The 20,866-nt window shown below is 63.6% G+C and carries 17 protein-coding genes and 4 pseudogenes; 12 read left to right on the top strand and 9 right to left on the bottom strand.

All coding sequences use genetic code 11. The features are described from left to right. Positions 1 to 114: 114 nt before the first annotated feature. Positions 115 to 408, top strand: coding sequence for a hypothetical protein (locus H9L12_RS06405; protein ID WP_187543084.1), 294 nt, complete (start codon positions 115 to 117; stop codon positions 406 to 408). Here H9L12_RS06405 and glyS read toward each other — a convergent pair. Both glyS and H9L12_RS06415 read right to left on the bottom strand, forming a co-directional pair. Beyond that, positions 409 to 2,729 (bottom strand): annotated as a pseudogene (gene glyS, locus H9L12_RS06410) (glycine--tRNA ligase subunit beta). A gap of 47 nt (positions 2,730 to 2,776) precedes the next feature. Beyond that, positions 2,777 to 3,705 (bottom strand): annotated as a pseudogene (locus H9L12_RS06415) (glycine--tRNA ligase subunit alpha). An 83-nt stretch (positions 3,706 to 3,788) separates the two neighbouring features. On the opposite strand from H9L12_RS06415, the gene H9L12_RS06420 reads away from it, so the two are divergent. From H9L12_RS06420 to pth, 6 genes are all read left to right on the top strand, one after another. After that, entirely contained in the window at positions 3,789 to 3,998 is a 210-nt protein-coding gene (locus H9L12_RS06420; protein WP_187543085.1) for a helix-turn-helix transcriptional regulator, read from the top strand. Continuing rightward, positions 3,985 to 4,410 (top strand): hypothetical protein, encoded by a 426-nt coding sequence (locus tag H9L12_RS06425; protein WP_187543086.1) that lies wholly within the window; start codon positions 3,985 to 3,987, stop codon positions 4,408 to 4,410. The genes H9L12_RS06420 and H9L12_RS06425 overlap by 14 nt, the downstream gene beginning before the upstream one ends. A 42-nt stretch (positions 4,411 to 4,452) precedes the next feature. Next, entirely contained in the window at positions 4,453 to 5,364 is a 912-nt protein-coding gene (locus H9L12_RS06430) for a TraB/GumN family protein (RefSeq protein WP_187543087.1), read from the top strand. A gap of 274 nt (positions 5,365 to 5,638) precedes the next feature. Further along, positions 5,639 to 6,349: a TraB/GumN family protein gene (locus tag H9L12_RS06435; RefSeq protein ID WP_187543088.1), complete on the top strand. Its 711-nt coding sequence runs from the start codon at positions 5,639 to 5,641 to the stop codon at positions 6,347 to 6,349. Between the two features lie 80 nt (positions 6,350 to 6,429). Then, the gene (locus H9L12_RS06440; protein WP_187541055.1) at positions 6,430 to 7,110 is read left to right on the top strand and encodes a 50S ribosomal protein L25/general stress protein Ctc; all 681 of its coding nucleotides are present in this window, start codon (positions 6,430 to 6,432) and stop codon (positions 7,108 to 7,110) included. Positions 7,111 to 7,187: 77 nt separating this feature from the next. After that, positions 7,188 to 7,754, top strand: a complete 567-nt coding sequence (gene pth, locus H9L12_RS06445; protein ID WP_187541056.1) for an aminoacyl-tRNA hydrolase — start codon at positions 7,188 to 7,190, stop codon at positions 7,752 to 7,754. Here pth and H9L12_RS06450 read toward each other — a convergent pair. Continuing rightward, positions 7,740 to 8,381 carry a TIGR02466 family protein gene (locus tag H9L12_RS06450; RefSeq protein ID WP_187541057.1) on the bottom strand — a complete coding sequence of 214 codons (642 nt, stop codon included), beginning with the start codon at positions 8,379 to 8,381 and terminating at the stop codon, positions 7,740 to 7,742. The two genes, pth and H9L12_RS06450, sit on opposite strands and share 15 nt — an antisense overlap. Before the next feature lie 78 nt (positions 8,382 to 8,459). On the opposite strand from H9L12_RS06450, the gene H9L12_RS06455 reads away from it, so the two are divergent. From H9L12_RS06455 to H9L12_RS06470, 4 genes and pseudogenes are all read left to right on the top strand, one after another. Further along, the gene (locus tag H9L12_RS06455; protein WP_187541058.1) at positions 8,460 to 9,056 is read left to right on the top strand and encodes a TIGR02466 family protein; all 597 of its coding nucleotides are present in this window, start codon (positions 8,460 to 8,462) and stop codon (positions 9,054 to 9,056) included. Positions 9,057 to 9,149: 93 nt separating this feature from the next. Next, complete coding sequence (ychF, locus tag H9L12_RS06460) at positions 9,150 to 10,250, top strand: redox-regulated ATPase YchF (RefSeq protein WP_187541059.1); 1,101 nt, start codon at positions 9,150 to 9,152, stop codon at positions 10,248 to 10,250. A 232-nt stretch (positions 10,251 to 10,482) separates the two neighbouring features. Beyond that, a pseudogene (locus H9L12_RS06465) lies at positions 10,483 to 12,047 on the top strand (tetratricopeptide repeat-containing sulfotransferase family protein). Positions 12,048 to 12,141: 94 nt separating this feature from the next. Next, a complete protein-coding gene (locus H9L12_RS06470; protein ID WP_246450243.1) occupies positions 12,142 to 14,622 on the top strand; it encodes a TonB-dependent receptor in 2,481 nt (826 codons plus the stop codon). Positions 14,623 to 14,691: 69 nt separating this feature from the next. Here the strand turns inward: H9L12_RS06470 and H9L12_RS06475 are convergent, their stop codons facing one another. Then, on the bottom strand, positions 14,692 to 16,305 hold the full coding sequence (locus tag H9L12_RS06475; RefSeq protein WP_187541060.1) for a M20/M25/M40 family metallo-hydrolase: 1,614 nt from the start codon (positions 16,303 to 16,305) through the stop codon (positions 14,692 to 14,694). A 130-nt stretch (positions 16,306 to 16,435) separates the two neighbouring features. Here H9L12_RS06475 and H9L12_RS06480 point away from each other — a divergent pair, with 130 nt between their 5' ends. Next, the gene (locus H9L12_RS06480) at positions 16,436 to 16,888 is read left to right on the top strand and encodes a MaoC family dehydratase (protein WP_187541061.1); all 453 of its coding nucleotides are present in this window, start codon (positions 16,436 to 16,438) and stop codon (positions 16,886 to 16,888) included. On the opposite strand, the gene H9L12_RS06485 is transcribed toward H9L12_RS06480, so the two are convergent. The 5 genes and pseudogenes from H9L12_RS06485 to petA all read right to left on the bottom strand — a co-directional run bounded on the left by H9L12_RS06485 (position 16,885) and on the right by petA (position 20,760). Further along, positions 16,885 to 17,304, bottom strand: a complete 420-nt coding sequence (locus H9L12_RS06485; protein WP_187541062.1) for a hypothetical protein — start codon at positions 17,302 to 17,304, stop codon at positions 16,885 to 16,887. The genes H9L12_RS06480 and H9L12_RS06485 overlap by 4 nt on opposite strands. An 82-nt stretch (positions 17,305 to 17,386) precedes the next feature. Next, positions 17,387 to 17,926, bottom strand: coding sequence for an adenine phosphoribosyltransferase (locus H9L12_RS06490; protein ID WP_246450246.1), 540 nt, complete (start codon positions 17,924 to 17,926; stop codon positions 17,387 to 17,389). Between the two features lie 10 nt (positions 17,927 to 17,936). Continuing rightward, entirely contained in the window at positions 17,937 to 18,860 is a 924-nt protein-coding gene (locus tag H9L12_RS06495) for a cytochrome c1 (protein ID WP_187541064.1), read from the bottom strand. A 15-nt stretch (positions 18,861 to 18,875) separates the two neighbouring features. Next, positions 18,876 to 20,179: pseudogene (locus H9L12_RS06500) on the bottom strand (cytochrome b). Positions 20,180 to 20,193: 14 nt separating this feature from the next. After that, positions 20,194 to 20,760, bottom strand: a complete 567-nt coding sequence (gene petA, locus H9L12_RS06505; RefSeq protein WP_187541065.1) for a ubiquinol-cytochrome c reductase iron-sulfur subunit — start codon at positions 20,758 to 20,760, stop codon at positions 20,194 to 20,196. Positions 20,761 to 20,866 lie beyond the last annotated feature (106 nt).

Consider the following 20,866-nt stretch of genomic DNA (forward strand, 5'->3'; position numbering starts at 1 on the left):
TGGTGGGTGGGAGAGCCGCCGTCACTCCTCGCGAGTGGCGGCGGTTTTTCGTTTCGGGAACGCATGCGGGCGACAGGCGCTTAACCCCCGATATCGATCTTGCAGGGGTTTCAGATGTTGAACTTTACCACCGACCAATGGGTCATCGTCGCGCTGATCTTCGTCCTCGGCCTGTTGATCGGCGGCTTCCTGTTCTCCGGAGGCGGCCGCAAGTGGAAGCAGCGCTACAACAGCGAAGTCGATCGCCGCAAAGAGCTTGAGCACACCTATGCCGAGCGTGAGAAGGACTGGCGGGAACAGGACAGCCTTCGTGCCGCCGCGCTGAAGCAGCAGGCGCGTGAAACGACGCCGGCCGACCGACCGCTGTTCGACCGCGATGGCGACGGCATTGACGACCGTCGCGAATAGTCAGCCTTCGATTTTCGAGAAATCCGCGACGCTGTGAACGGCGTCGCGGAAGCGCGCCAGCAGGTTGAGCCGGTGCTTGCGGACATCCGGGTCGGCGTCGTTGACTGTCACCTTGTCGAAGAAGGCATCGATCGGTTCACGTAACGATGCCAGCGCGGCCATCGCGCCGGTGAAATCCTCCGACTGGACGGCGGCGGCTGCGGTCGGCTCGGCGCGGTCCAGGGCAGCGATCAGAGTCCTTTCCTCTGTCGGGCCATCGCTTGGCGTCGCCGATCCGCGCGCCATATCGGCCACGGCCTCGGCGATGATCGGCTCCTCGACCTCGCTCAGCGGGTCTTCCTCGCCAGTCTGCGGAATCCCCTGCTCGCCCCGCGTCGCCATGACTCGCGGCAGGTCCCAATTTTCCTTCTTGAGGATATTCGCCGCGCGCTTGTACCCGGCGAGGAGGTTTGCGCCCCCGCCTGTCTCGACGAACGCCTGCAACGCGTTTACTCGGGCAAGCAAGCGGACGAAGTCGTCCTCACCACCCAAGGCGAACACGGCGTCAATGAGGTCGTGACGGACGCCGGCCTCACGCTGCTGAATCTTGAGGCGGTCGGCCAAAAAAGCCATCAGAAGACCTTCGCCGGACAGCATTCTGTCAGCCAGATCGGCCAGCCCGAGGTCGCTGAACATTTGTCGGAGATATGCTTCTCGATCAACGCTGTCCGGCCGTAAGCCAAGCTTCGAGAGCGATCGAAAATCGCCTGATATCTGAGGCTTTGTCACTCGACGCGCGATTTGTTCACTTAGCTTAAGGCCCGACTCTAAATAGGCATCAAGCAGGTGCATCCTTAAACCATTCGCGACGAGCAGGTTCAAAGTACTCAGAGCCGCTCTCCTCAAGGCAAATGGGTCTTTCGACCCTGAAGGAGTCATGCCCGCCCCAAAGAACGCTATCAGAGTATCTAATTTGTCCGCCAAACTTACAGCGACCGTGACGGGCTGTGTCGGGACCTCATCACCCTGACCGACCGGTTTGTAGTGATCGCGTACGGCGTCGGCGACCGCGTCCGGTTCGCCCTGCGCGCGGGCGATGTAGCCGCCGATGACGCCCTGCAGTTCCGGGAACTCCCCGACCATCCCGGTCACGAGGTCGGCCTTGGCCAGGCGCGCCGCTCGTTCGGCCTGCTCGGGGTCGGCGCCGTCGACGATGCCTCGATCGACCAGCCACCGGGCGAGCTTGGCCACCCGCTCGACCTTGTCGGCGACGGTGCCAAGCTTTTCGTGGAAGACGATCTGCTCGAGCTTTCGTGCCTGTTCTTCGAGCGGGATCTTGAGGTCCTGTTCCCAGAAGAAACGCGCGTCGCTGAGCCGAGCGGCCAGAACGCGCTCGTTGCCGGCGACGATCGCCTCACCGCCGTCGTTGGCGTCGATGTTGGCGGTGCAGATGAAGTGCGGCGCCAGCTTGCCGGCCGGATCGCGCAAGACAAAATATTTCTGGTTGATGCGCGCGGTAAGCTGGATGACCTCCTCCGGCACGTCGAGGAAATCGGGGTCGAACGATCCAAGAGCGGCACCGGCCATTCGGTCAGGCCGGCGTTCTCGACCACCAGCCCCTCGTCCCTGACCAGCAGGTAGCCCGCGTCCTCCGCCAGTTCGTTGGCGCGGTCGCGGACCATCGCCTCGCGCTCGTCCTGGTCGACGATGACGTGGCAGGCGCGCAGCTTTTCGACATAGTCATGCGCGCCGCCGATGGTGATCGGGCCCGGATGATGGAAGCGATGGCCGAGCGTCGTTGGAAGGCTAGTGACCTTGGAGAATGCTCGCTCAACTCCGGCTATCTGACCTTCGGCGTCAGCGAATACATTGCCCCACGAACTTAGATCGATCGGTAGGTGCTCGCTTCCGAGTATAGCCATCACATTATGTAAGGGACGCACCCACCGAAGCGATTCTGAAGAGACTGAATCTTGGCCCCACCGCATCGATTTCGGCCAAGGGAATTGGAAGATAATCGACGGAATCCTCTCGCGTAGAACCTCCGACGTCGCCCTGCCCGCCTTCTCGATCCGCGCGAACCAAGTGCCGTCACGATCCTCGAGCTGGTCTTGGTTGAGCCCGGTCTTGCGAAGGAAACCCTCCAGCGCCTGCGGCGGCGCGGAAGTGCGCGGACCTTTCAGCTCCTCGGTCACCGACTCGGTCTGAAGCGGCAGACTCTTGATGATCAGCGCCAGGCGGCGCGGCGTCGAGAAGGCGGTAATGCCGTCATGGCTGAGCCCCGCCGCCGCCAGCGCCTCTGCGAAGCGCTGCGACAGGTCGTTGCGCGCCCGCGCCTGCATCCGCGCCGGAATTTCCTCGCTCAGCAGTTCCAGCAGGAAGTCCGCGCTCACGCTGCATATCCCTTGTAGGCCATCCACGACTGGCAGGCGCCCTTGGCGAGGTCGCGGACCCGGCCGATGTAGGCCTGCCGCTCGGCGACCGAGATGACTCCGCGGGCCTGCAGCGTGTTGAAGATGTGGCTCGCCTTGATCGCCTGTTCGTAGGCCGCGATCGGCACTTCCGCCTTCAGGCTATTCTCGCTTTCGGCGACCGCCTTCCTGAACAGGTCGAACAGCGCCTCGGTGTCGGCGACTTCGAAATGCCACTTCGACATCTGCTTCTCATTGTCGAGAAAGACATCGCCGTAAGTGACTGCGGCGTCGTTGAATTTCAGGTCAAAGACATTGTTGACGCCCTGGATGTACATCGCCAGCCGTTCCAACCCGTAGGTCAGCTCGCCCGCGACCGGCTTACAGTCGAAGCCGCCGACCTGCTGGAAATAGGTGAACTGGGTGACCTCCATCCCGTCGCACCAAACTTCCCAGCCGAGGCCCCAGGCGCCCAGCGTCGGGCTTTCCCAATCGTCCTCGACGAAACGGATGTCGTGCTTCAGCGGATCGATGCCGATCGCGTCGAGCGAACCGAGGTAAAGTTCCTGGAGATTCTCCGGGCTCGGCTTCAGCATCACCTGATACTGGTAATAATGACCCAGCCGGTTGGGATTCTCGCCATAGCGGCCGTCGGTCGGCCGGCGGCACGGCTGGACGTACGCCGCCTTCCACGGATCGGGACCGAGCGCGCGGAGCACGGTGGCGGGGTGGAATGTCCCCGCCCCATTTCCATGTCGTAGGGCTGAAGAATCACGCAGCCCTGCGCACCCCAATAGCGGTGAAGGGTCAGGATCAGGTCTTGGAAGCTGAGCGCCATGCCCAGCGGCCCTAATGACGCTTCCGCGCAAGAGCAAGCGACGCCCGATTTGTCACCTTGTCCCGACATAGTGTCAGCTTATCTTGACAGTGTCGCGAATCACTGACACTTTGTCAGCATAACCTGACATCGAGTCGGGTTGGAGACAGGAATTGAACAACCGATTGAGGGTCCTTCGCGCTGAGCGCGGCTGGAGCCAGGCGGAGCTGGGCGGGCGGATTGGCGTGTCGCGCCAGGCCGTCAATGCGATCGAGACCGGCAAGCACGATCCGTCGCTGCCGCTCGCGTTCCGCATCGCCCGGCTGTTCGAACTGCCGATCGAGGGAGTGTTCGACGATGGAGCGGGTCATGACCGAGGGTGAGAAATTGCATGCCGAGCAGCGCAGGAAATTCTGGCGCAACCTGATGATCGTTGGGGCTTTCGGCGCACCGCTCGGCTTCGGGGTCGGTTTCGGTTTCGGCAAATCACGGGGCGACTTCGACGCGTTCTGGACCATGGTGCCGCAATGGCTGGTCGTTGCGCTCGTCGCACTATCGGTTGGCGGCCTGCTCTACGGGAGCTGGCGCTTCTACCGATCGATCGACGAGATCGAACTGGTCGATAATCTGTGGAGCTCGGTGGCGGCCTACGCCGCCTATGCCGTGATCTTTCCGGCCTGGTGGGCACTGGGCAAGGCGAAGGTCACGCCGGAGCCCAACGACTGGGCGATCTACCTTGCGGCCCTGGTGATCGGCCTTGCCGCCTACGGCAAGCGCAAGTGGGACGCCCGCTGACGGTTCAACATTCGCTAACCCGTACCTAGGTAGACGGCACCTATGCTGAAAAAGTTCATCCGATCGATCGCTGCCCTCGCGGGGCTCGCCGCCGCGCCGGGCCTTGCCGCCACGACCGCCCTGCCCGACGCGGACCCCGCGATCTGGATGGTCAAGGACAAGGATACGACTCTCTACCTGTTCGGGACGGTACACGCGCTGGACGGGAAGCAGGACTGGTTGAACGATGAGGTGAAGACCGCCTTCGATGCGTCGAGCGAATTGGTGCTGGAAGTCATCACGCCAGACAATCCGGCGGAGCTGATGCCGCTGCTGTCGAAATACGCCATCGACACGAGCGGCCGGACGCTGACGTCGAAGCTGGCGCCGAAGTATCAGGCCGCGCTCGCAGCGGCGCTCAAGCGGCATAACCTCAAGCCGCAGCACCTTGACCTCTACAAGCCGTTCTTTGCGTCGATCATGCTGAGCTCGCTCGACTTCAACCAGGCCGGCTTTACCGCGGAGGCCGGCGCGGAAGCCGTCCTTCGCAAGCAGGCAACGGCGCAGGGCAAGCGGATCGACGCGGTCGAAACGATGGACAAGCAGATGAGCTTCTTCGCCGCGCTCGACGAACCCAAGCAGATCGCCCTTCTCGAGCAAACGCTCGGCGAAGGGGGCAGCAAGATCAATCAGGACATCGGCCGGCTCGTCGCGGCCTGGAGCCGCGGCGATGCCGACCGGGTCGCGGCGGAGCTTCGCGCCGCCGACACCGACAGCCCGGAACTCTACCGGTTGCTGCTGGTCGACCGTAACCGCGAATGGGCTGACTGGATCGACCGCCGTATGGACCAGCCCGGCACCGTCTTCATGGCGGTCGGCGCCGGTCACCTGGCCGGGCCGGACAGCGTCCAGCAATTCCTGAAAAAGCGGGGGATCAGGTCGAAGCGGCTCAAGGCCAATTACCGTGTCCAATAAGCGACAGCTTTGAAATTCTGTCGGAATTTGCGTGAATTCCTCACGTGGCCAATTGATTGTTAACCCAATTGCGGTGACCCTCTATTCCTCAAACCGGCGGGGGTCGCCAATGGACCATGGGGTTGCGGGCCAGCCAGCGATGGCGTGCCCGGCACGGAGACGTCACTTCGGATTTCTCGCCTTCGCGGCGGCGCTGCTGACGCCCGCCATCGCGCCGGCGGCATCGGGTTCGGCCCCACTCCCACCTCCTGAGATAATCCGCGCAACCCCCGCAATGTGGATTGTGCGCGACGCCGATACGACCATCTATCTGTTCGGTACGTTCCACTCCCTCGACCAGCGTACAGTCTGGATGGAGAATTCGGTCCGCGCGGCATTCGATGGCTCCGACGAACTGGTACTCGAGACGATCGTGCCGACCGATCCCCGCACCCTTAGGCAAAGCGCGGCGACAGCCGGTGCGGCCCGCTCCGATTATCTGAAATCCGCACGATCGGCGACCGCCCAGAGCGGCATGTCGACCGACCACGGAGCCGACGCCGTTCTCCGCCGGATGGCCGAGGACGGCGGCAAGAAGGTCAGCGGGCTCGAGGATTTCACCGAACAGCTGACGCGCCTCGCCAACATCCGCGCGACGCCCGCTCCCGTCGCCCCCGCCCCTGCGGTTGCGACAAAGCCGGTGACGATGGCCGCGCTTTTCGACGCTTGGAGGACCGGCGACGGCGGTGCGTTCGATATCATGCTCGCCGGCCTGAAATCCCGGGCGCCGACGGTGTATGATTCGCTGATCGCGCAGCCGAATGTGCGTTGGGCCTCGTGGATCCGCGAGCGGCTGGACCGCCCCGGAACCGTGTTCGTCGCGGTCGGCGCAGGGCACCTGACGGGCAGCGACAGTGTCCAGCATGTGCTGGCCACGCGCGGCATCGCGGCGACCCGAATCAGCCAGGCCAACCTGCCTTGTGTTCCGGGGCGTGTCTCTCTATAGGCGCGCTTGCTCCCTCATGGTCATCCCTGGAGGCGTGGGGCGGCAATCAACGCACTGATTTTTTACGAAGGAATAGCGACATGAGCGAACAGCTGACGCTGCCCGCCGAAGCGCGCGAACGGGCTGGCAAGGGAGCCTCCCGCGAACTGCGCCGGACTGGACGGGTGCCCGCCGTGATTTACGGCGATAAGAAGGAACCGCTTTCGGTCCACGTCGAGGAAAAGCTTCTGACCAAGATGCTCTCGACCGGCCACTTCATGAACACCGTGGTGATGATCGATGCCGGCGGCAAGCCGCACCGCACGCTGCCCAAGGACGTTCAGTTCCACCCGGTCACCAGCCGGCCGATCCATGTCGATTTCCTTCGCATCGGCGAACATAGCCAGGTTCACGTCAACGTGCCGGTGGTGTTCCTGAACGACGAAGACGCCCCGGGCATCAAGCGCGGCGGCGTCCTCAACATCGTCCGTCACGACCTGGAACTCGTCTGCGACGCGGCCGAAATCCCGGAACAGATCGAAATCGACCTGACCGGCCTCGAGATCGGTGATTCGGTTCACATCAGCCAGGTGAAGCTGCCGAAGGGCGCCAAGTCGGCCATCGATGATCGCGACTTTACCGTTGCAACCATCGTCGCCCCGTCGGCGATGAAGTCCGAGGAAGGCGACAACGAGACGCCGTCAGCGGCCGATGTCCCGACCGTTGGCGAAGACGAAGCCGAAGGCGAAACGCCGGAAGCGGAAGGCGGCGAAGAGGCCTAAGCCTCTTCCCACCTGTCGTAAACAATGGCGTCCATCCCGCTTGCGGGGTGGGCGCTTTTGTTTGAAGGAACGGCGCGATGCAGATCTGGGCCGGCCTGGGCAATCCGGGCGCACAATATGCGATGCACCGCCACAACGTCGGCTTCATGGCGGTCGACGTCATCGCCGAGGTGCATGGCTTTGGCCCTTGGACCAAGAAGTTCCGATCGCTGGTCAGCGAAGGGCGTCTCGGCCGGCACAAGGTGCTGCTCCTGAAACCGCAGACCTTCATGAACGTCAGCGGCGACGCGATTCAGCAGGCGCTGCATTTCTACAAGTTGGAGGTCGGCGACCTCACCGCTTTTCACGACGAGCTCGACCTCGCGCCGATGAAGGTAAAGGTTCGCACCGGCGGCGGCCTTGCCGGCCACAACGGCCTCCGGTCGATCAACGCCAGCCTTGGTCCTGATTTTCGACGCGTGCGCATCGGTATCGGGCATCCCGGTCACAAGGACCGCGTCACCGGCCACGTCCTCGGCAATTACGCCAAGAGCGAGATGGAACCGCTCAGTGACCTTCTGGCGGCGATGGCCGCCGAGGCGCCGACACTGGCCGATGGCGACGATGCGCGATTCATGAACGACGTGGCGCTACGCCTCGGCTAGGCGCCGGCCGACGATCGCGTTGAAGGCGATCGTCACGCGATCCTTGCCGCTGTCATTGGGATGCACCCAGTGCGGAAGTTGCCCCGGGAACAACAACAAGTCGCCGACCTCAGGATGCACTCGGCGCCGTTCCGCGAACAGCGGCGCCTTGATCAGCCCGCCCAGCTGGCGAACCGCGTGCGGCGACAGGAACTCAATCGCGCCGCCCGCGTCGCTCTTCCCGCTCGGAACGGCGATGTAATAGACGCCGGACAGCAGAGCATCGGTATGCTGGTGCGGGGCATTGTATCCTCCCGGCGGATTGATGTTTACCCAGCCGTTCATCGTCACCCGGATCGCAGCGCGATCGAGGTCCGGGTCGAGCGAATGGAGCGTCTTCACCACCACTTCGCTGATGATGCGGACGAGCTTCGCGTGGGACGCTTCCGTGCGAGTGAAAAGGTCCCGCTCCGACTGCCATCCGCGACGGTTGCTGTTCGGAATGCCCTTCTCGGCGGCACGGCGCTTCTTGATTTCCGACAGCAGGCCCTCGTTGAGCCCATCTTCGCTGATCCGGTAACGCCACAGCGTAAGCGGAAACAGATTGTCGACCGCAGCCAGCGTCACGCCCATCACGCCCTCCCCCACTTCGGCACTTCTTGCGGCGGAGCACAGCTTCGCGCAACGCCTTTGAAAGCCGGCGCGGTTGGTGCCAAGGAAGCGGTCATGGCCCGGACCTTGTTCGCAACACTGCTCCATGAAGCGTCGATCGACGCTCCGGCGCTGTTGCTGGCGCTTGCCCACTCCATCCGTACGCTTGCCCAGGATGACTTTGCCGGACGCCGCTGGAGCCGCGAACACGGTTACAAGGGCTATACGAGCTACGCGTCGCTCAACGACCTGCCGCACCGCGATCCGGCGATCGCCGACCTTCGCCGCATCCTCGATCGCCACGCGGCTGCATTCGCGCTGGAGCTGGGCTTCGACCTCAAGCGGAAACCGCGCCTCGACAGCCTGTGGGTCAATTCCCTGAAGGGCGGCGGGCACCATGCCGCTCACATCCACCCCCAATCGATGCTGTCAGGCACCTTCTACGTCGAAGTACCGGCCGGTAGCGGCGACATCCGTTTCGAGGATCCGCGCCTGCCGATGATGATGGCGTCCCCATTACGCCGGGACGACGCACCGGAAATGCTGCGTCCGTTCGTCACCGTGTCGCCGCAACCGGGGACGCTGTTGCTGTGGGAAAGCTGGCTTCGTCACGAGGTGCGCCCCGGCACCGGTCGCGCGGAGCGGCTGAGCATAAGCTTCAACTACGCCTGATCGATCCCGGCTTCGGCCGGCGGGCGTGCGGTTAGGCGTGGCAAATCGATCATTCGCTGATAGGGAGCGCCCAAACACGAACTGGGACGAACCATGGGCTTTAAATGCGGTATCGTCGGCCTGCCGAACGTCGGCAAGTCGACCCTTTTCAACGCGTTGACTGAGACGCAGGCGGCGCAGGCGGCCAATTATCCGTTCTGCACGATCGAGCCCAACGTCGGCCAGGTCGCGGTGCCCGATGCGCGCCTGGATACGTTGGCGAAGATCGCTGGATCCGCGAAGATCATCCCGACCCAGCTGGCGTTCGTCGACATCGCCGGCTTGGTGAAGGGAGCATCGAAGGGCGAAGGGCTGGGCAACCAGTTCCTCGGCAACATTCGTGAGGTGGATGCGATCGTTCACGTCCTTCGCTGCTTCGAGAACGACGACATCCAGCACGTCGACAACCGCGTCGACCCGATCGCCGATGCCGAGGTGGTCGAGACCGAACTGCTGCTGTCGGACCTCGAAAGCCTGGAAAAGCGCGTCCCGAACCTGGTCAAGCGCGGCCAGCAAGGCGACAAGGAATCGAAGATCGCCGCCTCCGTCCTTGGCCAGGCACTCGACCTGCTTCGCGACGGCAAGCCAGCCCGTCTGACCCAGCCAAAGGATGACGAGGAAGCGCGCGTTTTTTCGCAGGCCCAGCTGATCACCGCCAAGCCGGTGCTTTACGTCTGCAACGTCAACGAGGACGAAGCGGCGGAAGGCAACGCGCACAGCGCGGCGGTGTTCGACAAGGCCAAGGCGGAAGGTGCCAACGCGGTCATCGTTTCCGCTGCGATCGAGAGCGACCTGATCGGCATGGAGATGGACGAGCGGATCGCGTTCCTGGAGGAAATGGGACTCCATGAAACCGGTCTCGCCCGGGTCATCCGGTCCGGGTACGACCTGCTTCACCTCATCACCTTCTTCACCGTTGGCCCGAAGGAAGCGCGCGCCTGGACGGTCGAGAAAGGATCGAAGGCGCCGCGCGCCGCCGGCGAGATCCATACCGATTTCGAACGGGGCTTCATCCGCGCCGAGACCATCGCCTATGACGACTATGTCGCCCTGAATGGCGAGGCCGGTGCGCGCGATGCGGGCAAGCTTCGGCAGGAAGGCAAGGAATATGTCGTGAAGGACGGCGACGTCCTGCACTTCAAGTTCAACGTGTAGGGGTCGCGGTCGAGTGGCGAACAAGCTGGAGGCATTGGCGCACGGATATCGGCTGGTCGACATTCGTCCGGATCTGGCTCTTCAGCAGGCGGACGCCATCCTTCGCCAGTTCCCGCGGGATTCCCAGGCATTCTGCCTTCTCGCCGCCGCGCGCCGGGCGGGCGGCAACGCTACAGCTGCCGCCGAGGCGGAGCGGAAGGCGATCGAGACCGCGGCCCTCGACAGGGAACTGGTGCAAGCTGCCGGCGCCCTTGTCGGCAATGACATCCCGACCGCCGAGCGCTTGCTCAAGCAACGGCTGCGCGCCGACCCTTACGACTTCCCGGCGCTGCGGCTTCTTGCGGAAGTTGCCGCCCGCGTCGGACGCTTTCCGGAATCGGAAAAGATCCTCCGGCAAACACTGGTGCTCGCGCCAAGCTTCGCGGAAGCCAAATCGAACCTGGCGCAGCTCCTCAACAAGCAGGGACGATCGCCGGAGGCTTTGGCCCTTCTCGACGAGCTGGAAGACGACGGCGAACTCACCAAGGCCACCCGCGCGCTCCGGGCGACGGTGCTTGGCCGTGTCGGTCGATATGAGGAAGCTATCACGCTCTATCGCTCAGCGTTGGAGGAGAACCCCAACGAGGCGCGGCTATGGACCTCGCTCGGGCATATCCTGAAGACGGTGGGTGAGCAGGACGACTCTATCGCCGCCTATCGCCGGGCGAGCGAACTTCGCCCGTCGATGGGCGAAGCATGGTGGAGCCTCGCCAATCTCAAGACCGTGAAGTTCGATGAGGCCGACCGCGCCGCGATGGCCGCCGCGCTGGGGGGTTCGGACCTCGACGACAATGATCGCTGGCACCTTCATTTCGCGCTCGGCAAGTATCACGAGGATCGCCGCGAGGACGAGGACGCGTGGCGCCATTATGCGGAGGGGAACCGACTACGCGCCGCCGACCTGCGCCACGACGCGAACGCCGACACCGACCGCGTCGAACGCACGATCAGGCTAATGGACCGCGCCTTCTTCGCGGAGCGCGAAGCTCAGGGCGACCCGTCGCCCGACCCCATCTTCATCGTCGGGATGCCGCGCGCCGGTTCGACCCTGATCGAGCAGATATTGGCGAGTCACAGCCAGATCGAAGGCACATCGGAACTGCCCGACGTCATCGCCATCGCTCGGTCGATCGGAGCGAAATCCGACGGTATCGGCTACCCCGAAGCGATCGCAACGCTCGATGCTCCGGCACTCTCCGAACGGGGGCGGAATATCTCGAGCGCACCCGCATCCACCGCGTCCAGGGCAAGCCGTTCTTCATCGACAAGATGCCGAACAATTGGATCCACGTCGGCCTGATCCGGCTAATCCTGCCCAACGCCAAGATTATAGATGCGCGCCGTCACCCGCTCGATTGCGGATTCTCCAACTTCAAACAGCACTTCGCCAAGGGCCAGACATTCTCGTACGACTTGACGCACATGGGCAGGTACTACGCCGACTATGTGCGTCTGATGTCGCACTTCGACGACGTCCAGCCGGGCAAGGTTCATCGGGTGATTCATGAGGCACTGCTCGACGATCCGGAGAAGGAAGTCCGCGCGTTACTCGCCTATTGCGGGCTCGAATTCGAAGAATCGTGTCTAAAATTCTACGAGAACAAGCGGGCGGTCAGGACGGCCAGTTCGGAACAGGTCCGCCAGCCCTTGAGCCGCGCCGCGGTGGACCGGTGGAAGCGGTTCGAACAGTGGCTGGATCCGCTGAAGGCGGCGTTGGGGCCGGCGCTCGACAGCTGGGATGATGCACGGCGGCCATAGTTGCCGAAATTGTTACGCTAACGATCAACCGTTCGGTTGCATTCCGGAAACAAGTGTCGCCCAATTGACGCGTCAATCTTCTGGGGGCGCGACCATGAACTTCACCAGCAACACCCTTCGACGCCGGCTGCCGGCGATCCTGCTCGGTTCGACGATCCTCATGAGCGGAAGTGCCTTGGCGCAGGACGCGACCAGCACGACGCCTGTCCCCTCCCCCACTGCGCCGGCCGCGGCCCAGGACGACCCCAACACGGTCATCGTGACGGCCACCCGGCGCGAGGAAAACCTGCAGGATGTGCCGATCGCGATCACCGCGATCACGACGAAGACGCTCGACGACCTGCAGGTCAACCAGTTCGAGGACTATGCGAAGCTGGTCCCGTCCCTGTCCTTCCGGTCCGGCGGCAGCGGCGGCAGCGCCAGCGGCCCGGGAACGACCAACGTCTATTTCCGCGGCGTCGCATCGGGCGAGAACGGCAACCATTCCGCGTCACTGCCCAGCGTCGGCACCTACCTCGACGAACAACCGATCACGACGATCAGCGGCGCGCTGGACGTTCACGTGTTCGACATTGCCCGGATCGAGGCGCTCGCCGGGCCGCAAGGCACGCTCTACGGCGCGTCCAGCCAGGCCGGTACGGTCCGCATCATCACCAACAAGCCCGACACACGGTCGACCTATGGCGAAGCGAACCTGGAGCTGAACAAGGTCGCGCATGGCGGCTGGGGCTATTCCGGCGAAGCCTTCGTCAACTCGCCATTGTCCGATAGCGCCGCCATCCGCGCCGTCGGCTGGTATCGCCGCGATGCGGGATACATCGACAATATCGCCGGTACGCTGACCTTCCCGACATCGGGCATCACCATCGACAACGACGACCTGGCCGAAGAAGACTATAACGACGTCAAAACCTACGGCGGCCGCGTCGCGCTCCGCGCCGAGCTCAACGAAAACTGGACCGTCACCCCGTCGCTGATGGGTCAGAAGCAGATCGCCAACGGCAGCTTCGCGGAAGAGCGCGGCCTCGGTGAGCTTGAAACGATGCAGTTCAATCCGGAACGCACCGACGACCGCTGGCTTCAGGCGGCGCTGACGATCGAGGGCAAGCTCGGCAATTTCGACGTGACCTACGCGGGGTCACTTCTGCGCCGCCGTGTCGATAGCGAAGTCGACTATGCCGACTACGGCTATTTCTACGATGCGCTCTACGGCTACGGCAGTTATTTCTACGACAATGACGACAATCTAGTCAGTCCGAACCAGTACATCCAGGCCATCGACCGCTATCGGAAGATGAGCCAAGAGCTGCGCTTCACGTCTCCGTCCGACAAACCGATCCGCCTCGTCGGCGGCCTGTTCTACCAGCGGCAGAAACACAACATCCGCCAGGATTACATCATCGACGACATCGCCGATCCGCTGGTCGTCGCGGGTACCGAAAGCGACATCTGGCTAACCCAGCAGCTTCGCGTCGACCGTGACTATGCGGCGTTCGGTGAGCTGACCTACGATGTGACGCCGACGTTGTCGGTCACGGCGGGGGGCCGTTTCTACAAGTACGACAACTCGCTGGTCGGCTTCTTCGGTTACAGCGACGGCTATTCTTCGGGCACTGGCGTCGCCGCGTGCTTCGGACCGGCCCGGGTCGAGGGGTCGCCTTGCACCAACGTCGACAAGCGCACCAAGGACAGCGGGTTCATCCATCGCCTCAATGCGACGTGGACGCCCAACGCCGACACACTGTTCTATGCGACCTGGTCGCGCGGTTTCCGTCCGGGCGGTATCAACCGCCGTGGCACCCTGCCGCCTTACCAGCCAGACTATATCACCAACTACGAGGCCGGGACGAAACTGACGCTCGATGGCGGGCGTATCCGGCTGAATGCCGCGGTCTATCAGCTGGACTGGGACGACATCCAATTGTCGTTCCTTGGCGCCAATGGCCTTACCGAGATCCGCAACGCCGGCAATGCCCGCATCCGCGGCGCGGAGTTCGACTTCTATTACCGGCCGATGGCTGGCCTGACATTCAACGCGGGCGCGGCGGTGAACTATGGCAAGCTGACCAAGGACTTCTGCAAGATCGCCAACGACGCCTTCGATTGCACGATCGATGCCGACCTCGACGGCAGCGGGGTGGCGGGCGATCAGGACAACGAAATCAACGAAACGCTGGCCCCGGCCGGCACTCGGCTGCCCATGACCGCGCGGTTCAAGGGCAGTGCGCGTGCACGCTACGAATGGAATGTCAGCGACATGAAGGCGCATGTGCAGCTGGCTGCAAGTCATGAAGGGTCGCGCACGCGCGACGTCCGCACCTTCGCCCAACCGATTTACGGCCGGATGGACGCCTACACCGAGGTCGATGCCAGCACCGGCCTGAAGTTCGGGCCCTGGACGACCGAGCTGTACGTCAAGAACCTATTCGATTCCCGCGGCGTGACATCGAAGGCGCTGCAATGCGCCGAAGGCACCTGCGGCGACCCTGACGGGGTGACGGCGATTGGCGGCAAGGTCTATTCGACCGTCATCCGCCCCCGCACCATCGGGCTGCGCTTCGGCCGAACCTTTTAAGGCTGGCCGAACGGCTAAAAGAAAGGGCCTCTCGCCACGCGGCGGGAGGCCCTTTTCTTTCGTCCCCGCTTATTTGTCGGGATCGGGATAGTCGAACGGGTCGGTGTCGAGCGGCTTCTGCGGCACCGGCGGACGCGGCAATTCCTTGTCGCTGTTCGCCGCCGCCAGCAGCACGCCGGCCATGACCACCGCCGCCTGGCGCAGGTCGTCGCCACGCAGGTGGTCGAACGTGTCGGCGTTCGAGTGGTGCGTCCGGCTGTTATAGTCGAGCGGGTCCTGCACGAACTGATATCCTTGGAGGCCGACGGCCTGCAGGTAAACGTGGTCGGTGCCTCCGGTCTTGCCGATGACGACCCGGTCGGCGTCCAGGGCGCCGTACGGTGATAGCCATTCCTTCAGGATCGGCACCGCCGCCCCATTCTGCTCGGCATGGATGCCGCGGAGCCGGCCCGAACCGTTGTCCATGTTGAAATAGGCCTTCATCGCGGAATAGCCCGGCTTGGTCGTGATCGGATAGGCATCGCTCCAAGCGTAATAGGCATCGATGCCCTTCAGGCTCGGGTCGACCGGTCGGCTGACGAGGTGCTGTTCGATATAGGCGCGGCTGCCCAGGAGGCCCTGCTCCTCGCCCGACCACAGGGCGAAGCGGATCGTGCGCTTGGGGCGTGCGCCGATCGCTTTCAAAATTCGCGCCGCTTCCATCACCACCACGCTGCCGGCGCCGTTGTCGGTGGCGCCGTCAGCGGCCACCCAGCTGTCGAAGTGCGCGCCGGCCATCACATAGCCTGCATTCGGATCCGTTCCGGCGATATCGGCGATGACGTTGCTCGCCTTGGTCGTTGAATCGTCAAAGCGGACATTGCTGGTCAGTTCGACGACCGGCGGCCGGCCGCTTTTCGCGAGACGGGCAAGGCGGCGATAGTCTTCGGCGGCGATTTCGAAGCCCGGCAGGGTTGGCGTTTCACCGACACCGTAGGTGTAACCTTCGCCGTGCAGCAACATGCCGTCACGATAGCTTTTGCGCGCCCAGGCCACGGCCCCTTCGGCCTTGAGGAAGGCGTCGAGCTTTTTCGCGAAGCCCCGCCGTTGGGCGCGAAGGTTGGCGGCATCCGGATCGTAGTTCGGCAGCTTGAATTCGTCGCGGTCGCTGATGTCCTTGTCGCTCAGCCGAATAAAAGCGCTCTTCGCGGGTTCGTCGGTCGTGCCGGGAAGCGTCACCAGGACGATCTTGCCCGCCAGCTTCCCGCGCCAGGCCGCGAAATGTTCCGGCTTACTGATCGGCGCGACGATGACCGGCGCGCGCACGGTGCCGTTGGTCGGCGGTGTCCAGGCAATCGGGATCGCCAGCATGTCGATTGGCCGCGGCTCGACCATCCGCGCGGAACTGGAGATGATTTCCCACCCACGTCCGAACTCGAACGGCTCCTGGTGGACGTTGGTGAGCCCGTAGCTCCGAAACTTGCCCATCGCCCACGACTGGGCACGGGTCATCGACGGGGACAGGGTCAGGCGATGGCCGATACCGTCGAGCAGTTCCGACGCCGTCACCATCACCTGGCTACGGTTGAGGCCCTCGTCCATGATGCGCGCAGGTGCGCCCGACTGGGCGATCGCGCCCGATGCCGCGACGAGCGCAGCCGATGCCGTCGCCGCCCGAAGAGCGGCACTGCTGTATCGAACCATTCACTAATCCCCTGATGACGACGAATCCGTGGTGGCAGCCTAGCGCGAGCTTCGCCGTTCAACCAAGGTCCTTCGACGAGCGGATGGCGAGGGCTGGACAGGGCCGTCGGTCGGGGGGATGGAGGTGCGCATGATGTACCTCGAAGATATGGAGGTCGGCGCCGAAACCGACTTCGGCCATTATGACGTTACGCGCGAAGAAGTTCTTGAGTTCGCGCGGAAATATGACCCCCAGCCATTCCATCTCAGTGATGAGGAGGCCGCCAAGACGCATTTCGGACGGATCGCCGCCTCCGGTTGGCATACGGCAGGGATGACGATGGCGACGATCGTCGACTACCTCGACCGCCATCCGCAGGCCGGCCTCGGCTCACCGGGCGTCGACGACCTGCGGTGGGTCAAACCGGTTTATCCGGGTGACCGGATTCACGTGCGCGGCAAGATCGTCGAGGTGAGACCGTCACGATCGAAGCCGGACATCGGCAGCATTCGCACCGAAACCACCGTCACCAATCAGGACGACCAGGTCGTCATGCGTTACACCTCCATCGTGCTGATGAGGCGGCGCCCGAAACCAGACTAATTGCGACGCCGTTGCTCGCGACGCTCGCGGATGACCTTACCGGCTTGATCGTGAAAAACCGACCAGTTCTGCCTCGCAACGGGGCGATTGGTCGTGGTCGAATAGGCACGCTGGCGATCGGTCCAGTAACGCTGCTGGGTCGAACTCCAGCGATACGGACGACGGTACTGATCGTACACGTAATATCCGGTGCCCGGGTAATAGTAGCCGTTGTTCCACCCGTAGTAGGACGGATAGCGGCCGTAGTTGCTATAGCCATAATTGCTGTAGCCGTAGGGGCTGCCGTACCCGTAGTTCCCGTAGCCGCTGCCATACCCGACCCCGAGGCCGCCGTACGGCCCGTAGGAGGTACAGGCACTCGCGGAGAGACCCAGAACGACGGCAACGGCGGCGGAACGAAGGGACAGGCTGGGCACAATAGTTCTCCCGAAAGGAAACGCGCCTGACGTTAACCTTTCGGGCAGCGACTTGTTCCGCCTTCACAAGGAGTTAGCTCCGTCAGCCACCTTCATAAGTGAGCAGGCTGACCGAATCGACGCCTGCTGCTCTCAAGGCATCAGACCCGCCGAGATCGATCAGGTCGACGATGAAACGCGCGCCGACGACCGTACCGCCCGCCCGCTCTACAAGCCGCGCCGCGGCCAGAGCGGTTCCCCCGGTCGCCAGCAAGTCATCGACAATGAGCACGCGCTTGCCAGGTGCGCAGGCATCGACGTGCATGGCTAGCCGGTCGGTGCCGTATTCGAGGGCATAGTCTTCGGCGATCGTCTCGCCCGGCAATTTCCCGTCCTTGCGGATCAGGAGCATTCCCGCGCCCAGTCTGAGCGCCAACGGACCGCCGAAGGCGAATCCCCGCGCCTCGATTGCTGCGACAAGATCGACCGGACCCGAAACACTGTCCGCAAGCGCATCCACCGCCAGCTGGAACCCCTCAGGATCGAGCAAGAGGGTCGTGATGTCGCGAAATTGGATCCCCGGCCTGGGAAAGTCGGGGATGGTGCGGACCAGCGCCGCCAGCCTTTCGGCGACGCTGGTCACGCCCATCGGTTCAGCCGGCGATTCCGCCAGCTTCGGCCTTGGCGGCTTCGCGCTTGGCCTGGTTATCCGGGTCCAGCGGGCCTTTCGGCGCGACCTTGCGCTTCGCGCTCGCCCAGATGTTCTGGTAGGCCATGTAGCCCAGCACGGTCGCCATGATCAGGAAGATCAGGACTGCCATCCCGGCGCGGTGACGGTTCACCAGCTTCGGCTCCGCCGTCCAGACCAGGAACGCGGACACGTCCTTCGCCATCTGATCGACGGTGGCCGCTGGGGCGCCCTCGCCATAGGTCACCTGGCCATCGCTGACGATCGGCTTCGGCATCGCGATGTTGAGGTTGGCGAAGTACGGATTGTAATGGAGGCCCTCCGGCGTCTTCACGTCGGGGAACTGCTTCAAGAGCTCGGTCGGCTGGTTTTGATATCCGGTCAGCAGCGAATAAATGTACGCCGCACCACCCTCGCGCGCCTTCGTGATCAGCGACAGGTCGGGCGGATAGGCATTGTTGTTCGCGGCGCGCCCGGCCGTTTCGTTCGCGTACGGCTTCGGGAAATAGTCGGCCGGGATACCCTTGCGGGTCGCCGGCTCGCCCGTGTCTGGATTAATCGACGGGACGTCGTAGCTCTTGGCGATCGCCTTGATCTCGGCCTCGTTGTAGCCAAGTCCGGCGAGATCGCGGAACGCCACACGCTCCAGGCTGTGGCAGGCCGCGCAGACTTCCTTGTAGACCTGGAAACCGCGTTGCAACTGCGCCTTGTCCCACTTGCCGAAGGGGCCATCCGACGCGAGGTGCAATTCCTTCGGCTCGCGATGGAATTCATGCTCAGCGGTCGGTGCGGGCGGCTCCGTGATGTTGTCGTACAGGTTGACGACGAAGCTCCACAGGAGGACACCGGCGAAGCCCAGTCCGACGAAGAATGCGATGATGCGGACCATGGTCCCGGGTTCCCCTTACTTGGCCGCCACGGGCGCCGTCTTGGCGAGCCCGTATGGAGCGCTTTCCTCCGCCTCGCCGTGAAGCACGGACGAGGAGATCGATGACGGCAGCGGCAGCGGCCGTTCGAACTTGGAGATCAGCGGCAGAATGATCAGGAAGTGCGCGAAATAGTAGGCGGCGGCAATCTGGCTGATGCCGACGTAGAGCGGTTCCGCGGGGCGCCACCACACCAGCCCAGGACGAGCACGTCGACGACCAGGAGAAGGTAGAAGCGCTTGAACACCGGGCGGTAGTTGCCCGAGCGGACCGGCGATCGATCGAGCCACGGCAGGAAGAACAGCAGCAGGATCGAGCCGAACATGGCCAGCACGCCCCACAGCTTCGCCGGCAGGATGAAGTCGACGGTGAACGCACGAAGGATCGCGTAGAACGGCCAGAAGTACCATTCGGGAACGATGTGCGCCGGCGTCGCCAGCGGGTTGGCCGGGATGTAATTGTCGGCGTGGCCGAGCGCATTCGGCATGAAAAAGACGAAGACCGCGTAAACCGTCAGGAACGCCCCGACGAACCAGCCGTCCTTGGCCGTGTAGAACGGGTGGAACGGCAGCGTGTCCTTCTCATCCTTCACATCGACGCCGGTCGGGTTGTTCGACCCCGGGATATGCAGCGACCAGATGTGCAGGATGACGACACCCGCGATCACAAACGGCAGCAGGTAGTGGAGCGAGAAGAAGCGGGTCAGCGCGGCCTGGTCCGGCGCGTAGCCGCCGAGCAGCCAGACGCGGATGGGCTCACCGACCAGCGGGAAGGCCGAGAAGAAGCCGGTAATGACCTGTGCGCCCCAATAGCTCATCTGCCCCCACGGCAGGACGTAACCGAGGAAGGCGGTGGCCATCATCAACAGGTAGATGACAAGGCCGAGCATCCACACGAGCTCGCGCGGGGCCTTGTAGGAGCCATAGTACAAGCCACGGAAGATGTGGATGTAGACCGCGACGAAGAAGAAGCTGGCACCGTTGGCGTGAGCGTAACGGATCAGCCAGCCGGCATTGACGTCGCGCATGATGCGCTCGACCGAGGTAAACGCGCCATCGGCATAGCTGTAATAGTGCATCGCCAGGACGATGCCGGTGACGATCTGGATCGTCAGGAACAGGCCGCTGAGGACCCCGAAGTTCCAGAAATAGTTGAGGTTGCGGGGCACCGGATAGCCGCCGCCGATGGCGCCGTAGACGAGGCGCGGCAACGGCAGGCGCTCATCAATCCAGCGGCCAATGTCGGTCTTGGGTTCGTAGGGCTTGGCCCAGGCAAAGCTCATGGTCGCAGTTTCCCTTAACCGATGGTCACGACGGTGGGTGAAGTGAACTCATACTCGGGGACGAGCAGGTTCGTCGGCGCAGGTCCCGAACGGATGCGCGCGGCCGTGTCGTAGGCCGAGCCATGGCACGGGCAAAAATAGCCGCCGAACGGACCGCGGTTCTCGCCTTCGCCAACGCCAAGCGGGACGCAGCCGAGGTGCGTGCAGACGCCCAGCGTGACGAGCCAGTTTTCCTTGCCGGGCTTGGTCCGCTCCGCCAGCGACTGCGGATCGCGCAATTCGCTCAGCGGCACGGCCTTCGCGTCGGCCACTTCCTTGGGCGTCAGGTTGCGGATGAACACAGGTTGCTTGCGCCAGCTGGTCTTGATCGCCTGGCCGGGCTGGATCTTCGACACATCGACTTCGATCGAGGCCAGCGCCAGGACGTCGGCCGACGGGCTCATCTGGTTGACCAGCGGCAGCACGGCCACCGCACCGCCGACGCCGGCGAAGCTCACCGCGGCAATGTTGATGAAGTCGCGACGGCGGAGACTGTGATCGGCCTCCACTTTCGCGGCGTTGGTTTCTTCCAGCGTGGCCATGCTCGCCCTTGTGTTCAGGATAGGTCGCGGCCCCCGGTTGCCCCGGAGCCGATTGGCGGGCCTGATAGCGCCTCACCCTTGGCTTGCAAACGGCAAAAATGGCCAA

Origin of the sequence: Sphingomonas rhizophila (genome assembly GCF_014396585.1) — a bacterium.
GTDB classification, from domain to species: domain Bacteria; phylum Pseudomonadota; class Alphaproteobacteria; order Sphingomonadales; family Sphingomonadaceae; genus Sphingomicrobium; species Sphingomicrobium rhizophilum.